General features: G+C 38.9%; 12 protein-coding genes. All 12 read right to left on the reverse strand.

What is annotated here, in order from left to right; translation table 11 throughout:
- Nucleotides 1-80 precede the first annotated feature (80 nt).
- The 12 genes from ACIQ38_RS19160 to pcrA all read right to left on the reverse strand — a co-directional run bounded on the left by ACIQ38_RS19160 (nt 81) and on the right by pcrA (nt 14617).
- Nucleotides 81-782 (reverse strand): YjjG family noncanonical pyrimidine nucleotidase, encoded by a 702-nt coding sequence (locus tag ACIQ38_RS19160; protein WP_402826862.1) that lies wholly within the window; start codon nt 780-782, stop codon nt 81-83.
- Between the two features lie 75 nt (nt 783-857).
- Nucleotides 858-962, reverse strand: a complete 105-nt coding sequence (gene cydS, locus ACIQ38_RS19165) for a cytochrome bd oxidase small subunit CydS family protein (RefSeq protein WP_402826865.1) — start codon at nt 960-962, stop codon at nt 858-860.
- Between the two features lie 11 nt (nt 963-973).
- Complete coding sequence (locus ACIQ38_RS19170; RefSeq protein ID WP_402826868.1) at nt 974-1999, reverse strand: cytochrome d ubiquinol oxidase subunit II; 1026 nt, start codon at nt 1997-1999, stop codon at nt 974-976.
- Nucleotides 1996-3342, reverse strand: coding sequence for a cytochrome ubiquinol oxidase subunit I (locus ACIQ38_RS19175; RefSeq protein WP_402826871.1), 1347 nt, complete (start codon nt 3340-3342; stop codon nt 1996-1998). The genes ACIQ38_RS19170 and ACIQ38_RS19175 overlap by 4 nt, the downstream gene beginning before the upstream one ends.
- A gap of 221 nt (nt 3343-3563) precedes the next feature.
- Nucleotides 3564-4478, reverse strand: coding sequence for a diacylglycerol kinase (locus ACIQ38_RS19180; protein WP_402826874.1), 915 nt, complete (start codon nt 4476-4478; stop codon nt 3564-3566).
- 123 nt (nt 4479-4601) lie between these two features.
- The gene (locus ACIQ38_RS19185) at nt 4602-5165 is read right to left on the reverse strand and encodes a thioredoxin family protein (protein ID WP_402826876.1); all 564 of its coding nucleotides are present in this window, start codon (nt 5163-5165) and stop codon (nt 4602-4604) included.
- A 761-nt stretch (nt 5166-5926) separates the two neighbouring features.
- Nucleotides 5927-7354, reverse strand: a complete 1428-nt coding sequence (gene gatB, locus ACIQ38_RS19190; RefSeq protein WP_402826879.1) for an Asp-tRNA(Asn)/Glu-tRNA(Gln) amidotransferase subunit GatB — start codon at nt 7352-7354, stop codon at nt 5927-5929.
- A gap of 1 nt (nt 7355) precedes the next feature.
- Complete coding sequence (gatA, locus tag ACIQ38_RS19195; protein WP_402826882.1) at nt 7356-8819, reverse strand: Asp-tRNA(Asn)/Glu-tRNA(Gln) amidotransferase subunit GatA; 1464 nt, start codon at nt 8817-8819, stop codon at nt 7356-7358.
- 21 nt (nt 8820-8840) lie between these two features.
- A complete protein-coding gene (gene gatC, locus ACIQ38_RS19200) occupies nt 8841-9131 on the reverse strand; it encodes an Asp-tRNA(Asn)/Glu-tRNA(Gln) amidotransferase subunit GatC (protein ID WP_402826885.1) in 291 nt (96 codons plus the stop codon).
- A gap of 83 nt (nt 9132-9214) precedes the next feature.
- Entirely contained in the window at nt 9215-10351 is a 1137-nt protein-coding gene (locus ACIQ38_RS19205) for a CamS family sex pheromone protein (RefSeq protein ID WP_402826888.1), read from the reverse strand.
- A gap of 11 nt (nt 10352-10362) precedes the next feature.
- Nucleotides 10363-12366 (reverse strand): NAD-dependent DNA ligase LigA, encoded by a 2004-nt coding sequence (ligA, locus tag ACIQ38_RS19210; RefSeq protein WP_402826891.1) that lies wholly within the window; start codon nt 12364-12366, stop codon nt 10363-10365.
- A 22-nt stretch (nt 12367-12388) separates the two neighbouring features.
- Nucleotides 12389-14617, reverse strand: a complete 2229-nt coding sequence (gene pcrA / locus ACIQ38_RS19215) for a DNA helicase PcrA (protein WP_402826968.1) — start codon at nt 14615-14617, stop codon at nt 12389-12391.
- Nucleotides 14618-14637 lie beyond the last annotated feature (20 nt).

Here is a 14637-nt window from a genome sequence, read left to right on the forward strand (position 1 = left end):
AGTTAGTGCTCCTTCAATATATGTGCCTGAGGAAATCATACCAAATTTAAATGCAGTTCACAAAAATAATGGATGTTCATTCACTTACATTGAACTTGCTTCTTGACGATTTCCACTAGTTGTTCCCATGTTTGAATTTCAAAAGTTGGTTGGATTGCCGTCACATTCTTTTTCCCATGTGGGTTAAACCAACAAGTGTCGATGCCGTAATTATTGCCTCCTTGTATATCGGAAGAAAGCGAATCACCAATCATCAATACACGAGATTTGTCCAAAATTTGAAGTTTATCCATTGCATACTCAAAAACTTCTGCTTGAGGCTTTTGAAAACCAACTTCCTCCGAAGTAATAATTACTTCAAACAAATCTTTTAACGACGAACCTCCTATTCTTGCATGTTGCGCAATTGTAAACCCATTTGTTAATACTGCAAATCTACAACCCGAAAGATTCGCAAACATTTCTTCAACGCCTTCGATCATATGTACTTCTTTTCCTAAATTCTCAATGTATTGATGGCCAAAGATTTCCGCGTTTATATCCAACGCTTCCTCTAAAAATAAACGTTTAAATCGTTCTACTTTCAACTCTGCTAAATTGGTGCGACCATGCTCCAAATCATCCCATAATACTTTACTAATCGCTTTGTAGCTTGGAAGATAATCTTTCACACCATTCGGTAAACCATATTCCATAAATAGATTGTGCAGTGCATGCTTCTCTGTCATCCCAAAATCAAGCAATGTATCATCCAAATCAAATATCAAAACATCATATCTCATTTTCGTTCCCGTCCTTTTACTCACTTTATAATTTCTATTTTACCACATATTAAAAAAACCTCGGATTCCCGAGGTTCATTTATTCCTAACTGCACCGTCTTTCGAGGCAGCCCAAAATGCTACAACAATGGCTAGTATCAGAACAATAAAAGGTGCATAAAAGATTAAAAAGTCAGTCATACTGCTCCTCCTTAGGCGTGATTGTCTTTTTTACCGCGAACATAATCTTTGTTGAATAAAAACAAACGTAACAATAAATAAAGTGACGGTATTAGTAAAGCAAGTCCTGCGATAAATGCAATAATGAGCGCAATCGCCATTGCTTCGTTCGTAAAACTATCGTAAATCGTCAAGTATGGGTAGAGCAAATACGGTCGATGGGCAAAGCCGTATGCAAAAAATGCGATAAGAAATTGCCCGCCCATAAGTACGAAAGCAAATCCATAACTTCTTTTTTTAACTAACAGCCAAACCGTTCCTAAAAACAATAAAAACGATATACCAAATGCCCACCAAATGTCCATCATATGATCGTAATGCTCCCGATTATGTGAGCGAAGTTCCACCATAATACCAGCAGCAGCTATGATTGTTGGAAGGGCCCAAATCAGAGCATATTTCCTCATTAACTTTGTCGCATCTGGATCCCCTGCAGTATTGGCATACCATGTTAAAAAAACAGCAGATATATACAAAACAGCAGAGAGACTAAGGACCACAATAGACCAAGTTAAAGGACTAGTAAATAGTGCTTGATAGTCGAGTGAAGGATAACCATTCACCATATGAATGAAGCCGCCCTCAGAGATCGTTAATACAATCGATAATGCAGCGGGGATAAATAACCCAGCTAATCCGTACATAAAAGAATATCCTTTATGTCCCCTTGAGCCATATGTCTCAAAGGCGTAATACGATCCACGAATAGCAAGTAATATTAAAGCGATACTTGCGGGCACTAAAAGTGTTGTGCCGTAGTAAAACGCTGTTTTCGGGAAAAATCCTATGATTCCTACAAAGAAAAATACAAGGAATACATTCGTTACTTCCCAAACTGGCGATAGATACCGTTGAATCACATTCGTCAAAATATGCTGTCTTCCTGTGAGCAAGCTATATGCATTAAAAAAACCTGCCCCAAAGTCGATAGAGGCGACGATTAAATAACCAAATAAAAACAACCACAGTACCGTAATACCAATGATTTCTAATGTCATGAAATGTCAGCTCCCTTTTCCGCATGACGATCTGCTAACTCTTTTTCTACCGGATTTCTTCTGAACATCCGCGTCAATACGACGATACTTCCGATTCCAAGCACTAAATATAATAAAGAAAATAAAATAAGCATCGTATCGACATGCTCACTTGTAGTTGCCGCATCCTTCACTCGCATTAGTCCTCTTAATATCCACGGCTGTCTGCCAACTTCTGCAAGCCACCATCCCGCTTCGATCGCTAACAGTGTAAGCGGACCTCCTAACACAATCAACCAGCGGAACAATCTAGACTCTACAACCTTCCATTTCATTTGCGTGCCTAACCAGTACGCAGCTGAAAGGAAAGTCATCCACACGCCAATTGTCACCATGATATCGAACAAGTAATGAATATATAAGGGTGGAATTTCATCTTCTGGGAACTGGTCCAGTCCAATGACTTCTGCTGTTGGATTAAAATGAGCCAAAATACTTAAAGCAAATGGAATTTTAATGGCATATTTAACTTCTCCGTCATCTAACACTCCATATAATATAAGCGGGGCATTTGCTTCTGTTTCAAAATGCCATTCTGCGGCTGCCAGTTTTTCCGGCTGATACTCAGCTAAATATTTTCCAGAGAAATCTCCAATAATTGCTGCTGCAATAGAGAAAACAAGCCCTACTTTCATCGTTAAAAAGAGTGCCTTTTTATGATAAACATGATTGGAACCTTTTAATAAACGGAAGGCTGCTATTGCTGCCAATACAAACGCAGCAGTCATGTAAGCGGTTATAACCACATGCGCCACTTTAGTCGGCATGGCCGGGTTAAACATGGCAACCAATGGACTAATATTTACTAGCTCCCCATTCACTACATCAAACCCTTGAGGAGCGTTCATAAAAGCATTCACAATCGTTATAAATACAGCTGATGCGGATGCCCCAATTGCTACTGGAATAAGTAATAATAAATGCTTTTTCTGGTTCTCGAAACGATCCCATGTATACAAATAAATGCCAAGAAAAATTGCTTCAAAAAAGAACGCAAATGTCTCCAAAAATAGAGGTAGTGCAATGACATTCCCCGCCAATTGCATAAAATTCGGCCAAAGTAAGGATAACTGCATCCCAATAGCGGTTCCTGTTACCACACCAACTGCAACTGTAATAACAAATCCTCTTGCCCACCGCCTAGCCAGTAATATGTAATGCTCATCATTCTTTTTAATCCCTACCCATTGGGCAATCATAATCATAAGTGGAACACCGACACCTATAGTCGCATAAATAATATGAAAAGATAAAGTGAGCTCGGTTAATACACGACTAAAAAATACCGCTTCCTCGTTTCCCATTCCTTCTCCTCCTTAACTCCCGAACATTCTCCCAATTATAGAAAGTAGCATAACTCCCGCAACAATAAAGGCAAGCCACATTAAATACTTTTCTTGCTTTTTGTACATATACGTTCCTCCCCTTTTTTATATGTTACCCGGAAAACAGATTGTTTAACATTATGCTGGAAAAAATAAAAAAACCAGCATCATTTAAGAATACTGGTTTTGATTTTAAGTTTTTAAGGTCTGTCTTGTTCCCGAATTTCATCAATCGGGACAAAAACCTCTATATGTCTATATAAATTTTGGAATGTAGCTGGTATATTACCACCGTATTCCCCATCTAAGTTAAGTAGCACTTTTTCCTCTGAAGTCACTTTTATATGTCTTGCCTTTTTATAAATAACATGTGGATCTTCTAAATGTTCTCCACGAATTGCAAGCGATGCTAAGCGAATAAACTCAGCCATATTTACTTTCTTCAAAATCAATAAAGAGAATTTCCCATCATTAACACTAGAGTTTGGAGCCAGCTTTTCAAATCCGCCGACCGAATTCGTCAGTCCAACTAAAAACATCATCGCTTCATCATCAAACACTTCATCATCATACTCAATTCGAACTTTCGTCGCATTAATAGATGGAAGCATTTCTATACCTTTTAAATAATATGCTAATTGACCAAGCACTGTTTTTAGCTTACTCGGCACTTCGTATGTCAGCTCAGTGATCCGTCCCCCACCAGCAATATTTATAAAGTATCGTTCATTATTCACAAGCCCAACATCTACAGGTATCGTATCACCTTTTACAATGATTTCTACCGCTTTTTGAATATCTCTCGGAATATGCAAAGCTCTTGCAAAATCATTCGTCGTTCCCATCGGAATAAGCCCAATTTTAGGACGTTCTTCAAACTCACTTACACCTGCTACCACTTCGTTAAGTGTGCCATCTCCACCTGCAGCAATGACTAAATCAAAACCGTTCTCCACTGCTTTTTTTGCCGCAGAAATAGCATCTCCTTCTCCAGTAGTTGCATGGCAAGACGTTTCATAACCTGCAATTTCTAACGTTTCTAATACCTCGGGTAAGTTTTTCTTGAAAATTTCTCTCCCCGAAGTTGGATTATAGATGATTCGTGCACGTTTCATAATCTTTTCCTCTCTGCTTCACAATTCTTACTAGTCATAAAGACTTCTTTTCTAAAGAAAAAGTTTCATTCCATTACTAAAAGAGCCGACTTATGCCGGCCCCGCTATCTTATTCGGAATTATTTATTTTTGTAGTGCTTGTAACCAGTTATTACGAATATCTTCATAAACCGCTAAATGGAAGTCTTTGTTGTCCGTAAACTCTTTACTCATCTGAGCATAAAATGCTTTTTGTACTTCCTCAAATGTTGGGTCTTCTTTATCTGGAAATTTAGATCTACCTTCCATGACAAACTGTTGAACTTTTTCTGCACGTGGTCCCCATTTCGAAATAACTTCACCTTCACTATTTAACAATAAATAAACAGGAATAGAACGTCCACCATTCGTTAAATATTGATCCATCAATTCGAGGTTTTCATCGCGATATACAGCGCGTACATCTAAGCTAGCCGCTTCAGCAATTCTACGCACTATTGCATTATTCATCATTGCATCCCCACACCAGTCTTCTGTAATAGCCAGTACATGAGGTGCTTTTTCTTTTAATAATTCGATAAATTCATCATCCGCAGGAACTTCGAATTGGTCATAAATGCTAAATGACTCTTCTTTTTTCGTTGTCATATCATCCATATATTGAGTAAGTGGTTTTGCATTTTCAAAATATTGCTGTTCTGTATGCATTCGAAATGACCCCCTTTTTACTTTAGTATACTTCGTTCCACTAGCTTATTCAAATAAGTTGGCTAGCAAAATTTAGGGGAAATATGTCGTTAGGAAAATGATGATGAACTTAATAGGGATAGTGTGTCGTAGTGAGTTGTAAAAAGTGTCCGCAAGGATGTTCGCAGCAGGGCGGACGCTTTCCGTAGGGTGAGCGATGAGCCTTCACCGCCGCGCCTACGCGCGTACGTTGTGAAGTCTCATTTTACTCACTTGATCCTACTGGAGTCGCCTCCCTGCTGCGAAAATCCAATGATAAAACACTGACTTATCAATGTCCGAAACTAACAATAAATGGTTGAATGAGACAATCTTGCCTTTGAACACGACAAACTAGTCGAGCAGATGACGGCCAGGCAAAGTCGGCTGGCTATTACGCTTATTATTCCTCTAATATGTCGAAATCTTAGCCATCTCAATACAAATAAACTTGCTATTATAAAAAATTAGTTGCTCTCATGCTGATTTTAGTTGCTTTCGTACTGAAATTAGTTACTTTCAATAGCTCTTTGATTGCCCTTAGCCATTCTTTGGAATTCTGCCCGAAGGTGTAAGACCCTGCAAGAGCGTTAGCGGCGTAGCGGCGTAGCGGCTCGTCACTCGCCCGACTAAAAAACAGCGGTCACCTAATTGAGCTCACTAAAACGCATTATCCCTAAATAACGCCTAATATAAAAAGAGGCATACCCTATATTAATAGAGTATGCCACAGAATTTACTATTTATCTTTTTACAATTTCTTCATTCAAAATTTTATTAACAAGCGGTGGGTTCGCTTGTCCTTTTGTTGCTTTCATAATTTGACCAACTAAGAAGCCAATTGCACGGTCTTTCCCGTTTTTAAAGTCTTCGATTGATTGTGGATTTGCATCAAGTGTTGCTGTAACAATTTCACGAAGTGCGCCTTCGTCTGAAATTTGTACTAAGCCTTTTGCTTTTACAACTTCTGCTGCGTCTCCACCGTTATCTGCAAGTTCTTTAAATACTTTTTTCGCGATTTTCGATGAAATCGTGCCATCAGAAATTAGCTTGATCATACCAGCAAGATTAGATGGTGTCAGTTGAATGTCTTTCAATTCTTTTTGATCTGCATTTAAGTATGCAGAAACTTCACCCATTAACCAGTTCGAAGCTAGTTTCGAATCTACTCCCAAGGCAATCGTTTCTTCAAAGAAATCGGACATTTCTTTTGTTAACGTTAATACCATTGCATCATATGCTGGAAGTCCAAGTTCTTCGATGTAACGCTTTTTGCGAGCATCTGGAAGTTCTGGGATTTCGGCACGGACGCGTTCTAACCATGCATCATCAATCACGATGTCTACTAAATCCGGTTCTGGGAAATAGCGATAGTCATCTGTTCCTTCTTTAACACGCATTAGAATTGTTTTACCCGTTTTCTCATCAAAACGACGAGTTTCTTGCTCGATTATTCCACCAGAAGAAAGCACTTCTGCTTGGCGGATTTCTTCGTGTTCAAGACCTTTACGAACGAAGCTAAATGAGTTTAAGTTTTTTAACTCTGCTTTCGTACCGAATTGTTCTTGACCGTATGGACGTAAGGAAATGTTCGCATCACAACGTAGTGAACCTTCTTCCATTTTACAGTCGGAAACGCCTGTATATTGGATAATTGATTTTAATTTTTCAAGGTATGCATAAGCTTCTTCAGGTGTGCGAATGTCTGGCTCCGACACGATTTCTACTAAAGGAGTACCTTGACGGTTGAAGTCTACTAGCGAATAACCATCCGCATGCGATAATTTACCAGCATCTTCTTCCATATGAAGACGAGTAATACCGATACGTTTTGTTTCTCCGTTTACTTCAATTTCAATCCAACCATTTTTACCAATTGGCTTATCGAATTGAGAAATTTGATAAGCTTTTGGATTGTCTGGATAGAAATAGTTTTTACGGTCGAACTTTGTATGTTGTTCGATTTCCATATTTAACGCTAGCGCTGCACGCATAGCGAAATCTACTACACTTTTGTTTACTACGGGAAGTACACCAGGGTAACCAAGGTCAATTACTGTTGTATTTGTATTTGGTTCAGCGCCAAAGTGATTCGGTGCTGCAGAGAAGATTTTAGAGTTTGTTTTAAGCTCTACGTGTACTTCTAAACCAATAACTGTTTCAAAGTTCATCTTATTTTCCCTCCCAAATTTGAGGAGTTTGTTTATGGAAATCTGTCGCTTGCTCATATGCATGAGCTACACGATAAATCGTTGACTCATCAAAATAATTCCCGATAATTTGTAATCCTAGTGGCATCCCATCTTCGAATCCACATGGAATGGAAATAGCTGGTACACCTGCTAAGTTAATCGGAATCGTTAAAATATCGTTTGCATACATCGTTAATGGATCTTCTACAATTTCACCAATTTTGAATGCTGGTGTCGGTGCAGTTGGTCCAATAATTACATCATAATCAGCTAACACTTTATCATAATCTTCTTTGATCAATGTGCGAACTTGTTGTGCTTTTTTATAATAAGCATCGTAAGTTCCAGCACTTAACGAATACGTTCCAAGCATAATACGACGTTTTACTTCGTCTCCAAATCCTTGAGCACGTGTTTCTTTATAAAGATCCATTAAACTTTCTACATTTTCTGCACGGAAACCATAACGGATTCCATCGAAACGTGAAAGGTTAGAAGATGCTTCAGAAGAAGAAAGGATATAATATGTTGCTAAAGCATATTTAGAATGTGGCAATGAAACCTCTTCCCAAGTTGCGCCAAGTGATTCTAACACTTTCAATGCTTCCATAACAGATGCACGAGCTGCTTCGCCAACTCCTTCTCCTAAATATTCTTTAGGAACAGCGATACGTAAACCTTTAATGTCACCAGTTAAAGCAGCTGCAAAATTTGGTACTTCCACGTCTGCTGAAGTAGAATCTAGTGGATCCACTCCTGAAATCGCTTCTAATAGTAGAGCGTTGTCTTCTACATTGCGAGTAATCGGACCAATTTGGTCTAAAGAAGAAGCAAATGCCACTAGTCCAGAACGAGAAACTCGTCCATATGTAGGCTTCATCCCAACAACACCACAGTAAGCAGCTGGTTGACGGATAGAACCACCAGTATCTGAACCTAGAGAGAATGGTACTTCCCCCGCAGCTACTGCAGCTGCAGACGCTCCTGAAGAACCACCTGGTACTCTATCTAAAGACCATGGGTTTTTCGTCGTTTTGTATGCTGAGTTTTCATTAGAAGAACCCATCGCGAATTCATCCATATTTAACTTTCCAATTGTAACCATTCCTGCTTCACGTAACTTTTTCACAACAGTAGCATCATAAATTGGGTTAAACCCTTTTAGTATTTTACTAGCACAAGTTGTTTCTAATCCTTCTGTTACGATATTGTCCTTCACTCCGATTGGTAAACCAAATAAAGGTCCACGCTCTTCCAAAGGTACTGTGTCTAACTCAGCAGCTTTTGCTGTTGCTTGTTCTTTGTTTAATGCTAGGAAAGCTTCTACATCGCCATCTAGTTTTTCTACACGTTCAAAAGCTTCTTTTGTCAAATCTGCAATCGAAACTTCTTTGCTATGTATAAGTTCTTGTAGTTCTTTCGCTGAACGTTCAAATAACGTCATTTGTTTCCCTCCTTACAATGATTAGTCCATAATAGCTGGTACTTTTACTTGACCTGCTTCTTGTTCTTTTACATTTAACATCATCGTCTCACGGTCTAGTCCTTTAGATGCTACGTCTTCACGTAGAATATTCACTAAAGGTAGTACATGTGTCGTTGGTTCTACGTTTGTCGTATCCAATTCTTTCAATTGCTCAGCAAATTCTGTAATTGCACCTAGTTGAAGCGCAAACTTTTCCGCTTCTTCTTCCGTAATTGCAAGACGTGCTAGATGTGCAACATGCTTCACTTCTTCTTTTGATAATTCCGCCATTTTTCACACCTCCGAATTCAATAACCATAGGCAATATCATACCATTTTTCACTCTACTTGAACAGAGTGACACATTTTATAATTTATTGCGTGTAAATATGCACAAACGGTTCTTCTTCACCAGGTCTCTTAATGAGTAATGCTTCTGCTCCATTCAATGAGTTTACTTGCACTTCTACATTCATCGAAGAATTAAAATGATCCTTCACTAGCCCTGCAAGATGCTGTGTAAAGCCAATCACTTCCGAAGTGCCATAAAACTGAATGGGAATGGTAATCGTCCATTTTTGCAGTTGTTTGTCTTTAAAATAACCAGTTCCAATTACGCCTGTATAATTCGAAAAATACTTTTCTACATCTTGTTTGAAGTTGCGGAAAATCGTATCTAAATCACGATATTTTTCTTCTGATTGTGCTGTAGGAAATAGAATATATTCCTCATCGATCGGTTTCCAATCAGAAACGTTTTTTCCACTAGGAGCCGTACTATAAGTGAAGTATGTTCCAGGAACTACCGCATTTCTACTATTTTGTTTAAAAAGTCCGACCACAATCGGGATATCTGCTAATCCATCTATTTGACGCATACGATTAACGACTTCTTCTGCAATCTTCTTCCCGTTTTCTTCGATTTGAGCTTGCGTTAACTGTTCTTCAAAAGTTGCCCCGTACGCTTCTTTTTGATAATAATAAATAGAATTTAAAGCAAGTCCTACAGAAATTCCAGCAAGCTTCACTGTATTCTCTTCTTTTACCAAGTAATTTTGCTCTACAATATGAGTGATATAAACTGGAGCATTTTTTGCTTTTTCTTCTCCAGTAAGCCCTTCATCACTAGGATTTAAACCATCCTTTGTTTGATTGCTTCTTGCTAACCAAGAACTGATTGTTTTCCCTTTTAAATATTGTCCTTCTTGAAACAAGTATTTATCTGGTGAAAACTCATTTTGAGATATGCGAAGGAGGCCTGTTTCTACTTCTTTCATATCATATTTTGTCGCTAGATTTGATACAACTAGTCCTCTACTTGCACTTTCTTCGTAAGGCAAAATAGTACGGTAATATGTCTCATCCAACTGCAAGCTTGGAATAACGACGTTTTTTGTAACTGCCTCTTCCGTATTTTGAATAACATCTGTTTCGTTATTCAAAGAAGGAGTACATCCAGAAACGATTAGCAATAACACTAGGATTGCTATCCCTATTATTTTTTTGTTCATGTTTTGACCCCTTAATCCGCTAAATGATCTAATAATTTTTGTTCATTCCAAACTTCTATGCCAAGGCTTGTCGCTTTTTCTAGCTTAGATCCTGCTTCTTCACCTGCAATAACTAAATCTGTTTTTTTACTTACACTGCCTGCAACTTTACCACCAAGCGCTTCAATTCTTTCTTTCGCTTCTGGCCGAGTCAACTGCACCAGTTTTCCAGTGAGGACAATTGTTTTATTTGCAAATGGACTATCTTCTAGTAAGGACATATCTACAATTTTACCAGTATACTGCAATGCAAGGCCCGCTTCTTTTAACCGTATGATTAGCTGTTGTACTTCTTCTTGCTCGAAATAAGTAACAAGTGAATCCGCCATCTTATCACCTATTTCAAAGATTGCAGTTAGCTCTTCTTTTGTAGCTTTCATCAGTGCGTCGAAATGATGGAATGTTTCTGCAAGTATTTTCGCAGCTTTTTCTCCGATATGGCGGATCCCAAGACCAAACAATACACGCTCCATCGAATTCGTTTTAGAAGCCTCGATTGCTGCTACTAAGTTTGTTGCCGATTTTTGTCCCATTCTTTCTAATTGAACTAAATCTTCTACCGTCAATTTGTATAGATCCGAAACGTCTCGGATGAGCTGTTCTCTAAATAACTGCTCCACTACTTTTTCCCCAAGACCTTCTATGTTCATCGCGTTACGTGATGCAAAGTGGTAAATGCCTTCTTGTATTTGTGCAGGACATTGTGGATTTACACAACGTAAAGCTACTTCCTCTTCAATTCTTATTAAATCGCTATCACAAACTGGGCAATGTGTTGGCATTTCATATGGTATTTCTGTACCTTTTCTTTCTTCCAAAATGACTGACACTACTTCCGGGATAATATCTCCCGCTTTTCGAATGATCACGCGGTCACCAATACGTATATCTTTTTCACGGATCAGGTCTTCATTGTGAAGGGTAGCCCGTTGAACGGTAGAGCCCGCAACGATTGCTGGTTCTAGAATGGCAGTCGGTGTTACTACTCCTGTACGGCCAACCGTCAAGTCGACGTCTATAATCGTAGTGACAACTTCTTCTGCTGGGAACTTATAGGCAATGGCAAAGCGCGGGCTTTTGGCTGTGAAGCCTAATTCCTCTTGTTGTGCGTAATCATTTACTTTAATCACAATGCCATCTATTTCATATGGAATATCATTTCTTTTGGCAGTCCATTCCTCAACAAATGCAAGTACTTCTTCAATAGAAGCACATTCTTTCGTTTCATTATTTGTCGGCAGACCTTGCGCTTTCATAAACTTCAATGCCTCAGAGTGTTGGTCAATATTCTGTTCTTCGCCGTCTCCACCCATGCCGTATACGAACATCGATAAATTTCTACTCGCGGCCATTTTAGGATCTAACTGACGAAGAGATCCTGCTGCAGCATTACGCGGATTTGCTAGAAGTTCTTCTCCACGTTCTGTACGCTCCTCATTTAGCTTGATAAAAGAAGACTTTGGCATATAAGCTTCCCCTCTTGCTTCAAGCGTCACTGGATCTTTCAGTCGAAGTGGTACAGCACGAATCGTTTTAATATTACTCGTTATATCTTCACCAGTCGTGCCATCTCCACGCGTCGCTCCCCTTACTAAACGCCCTTCTTCATAGAGAAGTGAAACCGCAAGGCCATCAATTTTCAGTTCGCATACATAGGTTGGAGTTTCGTCTATAATGCCTTGTATCCGTCGATCAAAATCACGCAAATCTTCCTCATTAAATGCATTAGATAGACTAAGCATTGGGTTTGTATGCGTCACTTTTTGGAACCCTTCACTAACAACTGCTCCTACACGTTGAGTTGGGGAGTCCGGAAATATTAAATTCGGATTTTGTTCTTCTAATGCGATTAATTCGTTCAAATATTGATCGTACACTGCATCCGGAACAATTGGATCATCTAACACGTAATAGGCATATCCATAATCATATAAAAGCTTGTGTAATTCTTTTACTCGTTCTTCTAATTTATCCATGGGGTTTCCTCCACTAAGTGAATTATCCTTTTTCAATTGGTGCAAATTTCGCTAGCAATCGTTTAATACCTGTTGGACTTGGGAATGCAATATCTAGCTCTGTATCTTCACCATTTCCTCGAACGCTAACAACCATACCTTCGCCCCACTTTTTATGCACAGCTTTATCTCCAACTTGCCAGCCCATCTTATCTCCGCCGGATTGTTTGTAAGCAGGACGAACGACAGCTGACCTTTTTGGTTCTGAAATTGTCCTAGAAGTAGGGGAAGAACTTCTATTACTTCCATTATTGCTTCCAACAACGTCTATAATATCATCGGAGATTTCACCTATAAAACGAGAAGGACTGTTAAAACTACCTCGTCCAAAAATAGTACGGGACTGCGCACAAGTAATAAATAAGCGTTCCTCCGCTCGAGTTATGCCGACATAAGCCAAGCGCCGTTCTTCCTCCATCTCGTCATCATCCCCGATAGAACGAGAATGTGGGAAAATATTTTCTTCCATTCCAATGATAAATACGACAGGAAATTCTAGACCTTTAGCCGCATGCATTGTCATTAAAATAATATTGCCTTGCGACGTATCTTCCTCTTCATCCAGCTTGTCTATATCTGAGATGAGCGCTAAATCTGTTAAGAATGCTACTAACGATTTATCGTCATTTTTTTCCTCAAATGCCTTTGTAACAGATAAAAACTCTTCAATATTTTCTAAACGACTTTCCGCTTCAATCGTCTTCTCGTTTTTTAACATTGTTTTATATCCAGTTTTTTCAAGGACTTGCTCAACAATTTCTGTTACAGATAAAAACTCTTGTATTTGTGTTAAGTTTTGGATAAGTCCATGGAACCCGACAACTGAGTTTACTGCTCTAGCTGGTAACCCCATAAAGTCGACTTCATGTAATGCATCCAGAATAGAACGATCTTGTTCTAGTGCATACATGGCCATACGCTCAAAAGAGGTTGCCCCAATATTTCTTTTTGGCTCATTAATAATACGAGCTAGTGATAAGTCATCATCGTTATTAGCGATCAAACGAAGGTAAGCTAATAAGTCTTTAATCTCCTTACGATCATAGAACTTTGTACCGCCGACAATAGTATAAGCCATATTGGATTTTACAAGTACTTCCTCCATCACACGGGATTGGGCATTTGTACGATATAGCACTGCAAAATCATCGAGCGTGCGATTTTCATTTTCCATCATATCTTGTATGGATTGCACGACGAACTGCGCTTCCTGTTGTTCATTAAAGGCACGGAAAAGCTGGATTTTTTCTCCTTCGCTATTTTCTGTGCGGAGTACTTTAGGGTATCTGCTCGTATTATTACCAATGACGTCATTTGCAGCTTGTAAGATGCGCTGAGAAGAACGATAATTTTGTTCTAGCATGATCATCGTTGCGTTGGGATAGTCTTTTTCAAACGATAAAATATTTTGAATGTCTGCCCCGCGCCAGCGATAGATCGATTGATCCGAGTCACCAACGACACAAATATTTTTAAACTTTCGCGCAAGCATCTGCACTAACTCGTACTGGGATTTGTTGGTATCTTGGTACTCATCAACGTGAATATACTGGAATTTATTTTGGTAGAACTCTAACACTTCCGGCACTCGTTTAAACAGTGTTACAGTTGTCATGATCAAATCATCAAAATCGAGGGATTGGTTCTTTCTTAAACGCTTTTCATATCCTGTATAAACTTCTGCTACCGTTTTCTCAAATGGATTCATCTCATTCATCTGTGCTCTAAAGGTATCTGCATCTATACAAATATTTTTTGCACTACTTATCGCATTTAACATCGAACGTGGATCATATTTTTTCGGGTCAATATTTTGTTCTTTTAAAATATTTTTAATAACCGTTAACTGATCGGTCGTATCTAAAATAGAGAAGTTTTTCGAATACCCGATGCGATCGATATCTCTTCTTAAGATTCGAACACACATGGAGTGGAAAGTGGATACCCACATACGCTCGCCTGTCCCGGCTCCTAAAATACCATCGATTCTTTCCCGCATTTCACGAGCTGCCTTATTCGTAAATGTAATGGCAAGTATTTTCGAAGGATATACTTCTTTTTCTACGATTAAATACGCAATGCGATGCGTTAATACTCTTGTTTTTCCAGATCCTGCTCCTGCCATAATAAGTAGGGGACCTTCTGTTGTTTTAACGGCTTTTTCTTGCTCTGTATTCATACCGTTTAATAGGTTTTTTCCTATGAGTTCCATCATGCACTCCCTCTCAAGAA

Origin of the sequence: Psychrobacillus sp. NPDC096389 (genome assembly GCF_044762855.1) — a bacterium.
Classification (GTDB): Bacteria; Bacillota; Bacilli; order Bacillales_A; family Planococcaceae; genus Psychrobacillus.

Coding starts and splice junctions, on each gene's coding strand:
- ACIQ38_RS19205 (WP_402826888.1), bottom strand. CDS start 10,351: ATGAACAAAAAAATAATAGGGATAGCAATCCTAGTGTTATTGCTAATC.
- ACIQ38_RS19175 (WP_402826871.1), bottom strand. CDS start 3,342: ATGGGAAACGAGGAAGCGGTATTTTTTAGTCGTGTATTAACCGAGCTC.
- cydS (WP_402826865.1), bottom strand. CDS start 962: ATGACTGACTTTTTAATCTTTTATGCACCTTTTATTGTTCTGATACTA.
- pcrA (WP_402826968.1), bottom strand. CDS start 14,617: ATGGAACTCATAGGAAAAAACCTATTAAACGGTATGAATACAGAGCAA.
- ACIQ38_RS19160 (WP_402826862.1), bottom strand. CDS start 782: ATGAGATATGATGTTTTGATATTTGATTTGGATGATACATTGCTTGAT.
- ACIQ38_RS19180 (WP_402826874.1), bottom strand. CDS start 4,478: ATGAAACGTGCACGAATCATCTATAATCCAACTTCGGGGAGAGAAATT.
- gatC (WP_402826885.1), bottom strand. CDS start 9,131: ATGGCGGAATTATCAAAAGAAGAAGTGAAGCATGTTGCACATCTAGCA.
- ACIQ38_RS19170 (WP_402826868.1), bottom strand. CDS start 1,999: ATGACATTAGAAATCATTGGTATTACGGTACTGTGGTTGTTTTTATTT.
- ligA (WP_402826891.1), bottom strand. CDS start 12,366: ATGGATAAATTAGAAGAACGAGTAAAAGAATTACACAAGCTTTTATAT.
- gatB (WP_402826879.1), bottom strand. CDS start 7,354: ATGAACTTTGAAACAGTTATTGGTTTAGAAGTACACGTAGAGCTTAAA.
- gatA (WP_402826882.1), bottom strand. CDS start 8,819: ATGACGTTATTTGAACGTTCAGCGAAAGAACTACAAGAACTTATACAT.
- ACIQ38_RS19185 (WP_402826876.1), bottom strand. CDS start 5,165: ATGCATACAGAACAGCAATATTTTGAAAATGCAAAACCACTTACTCAA.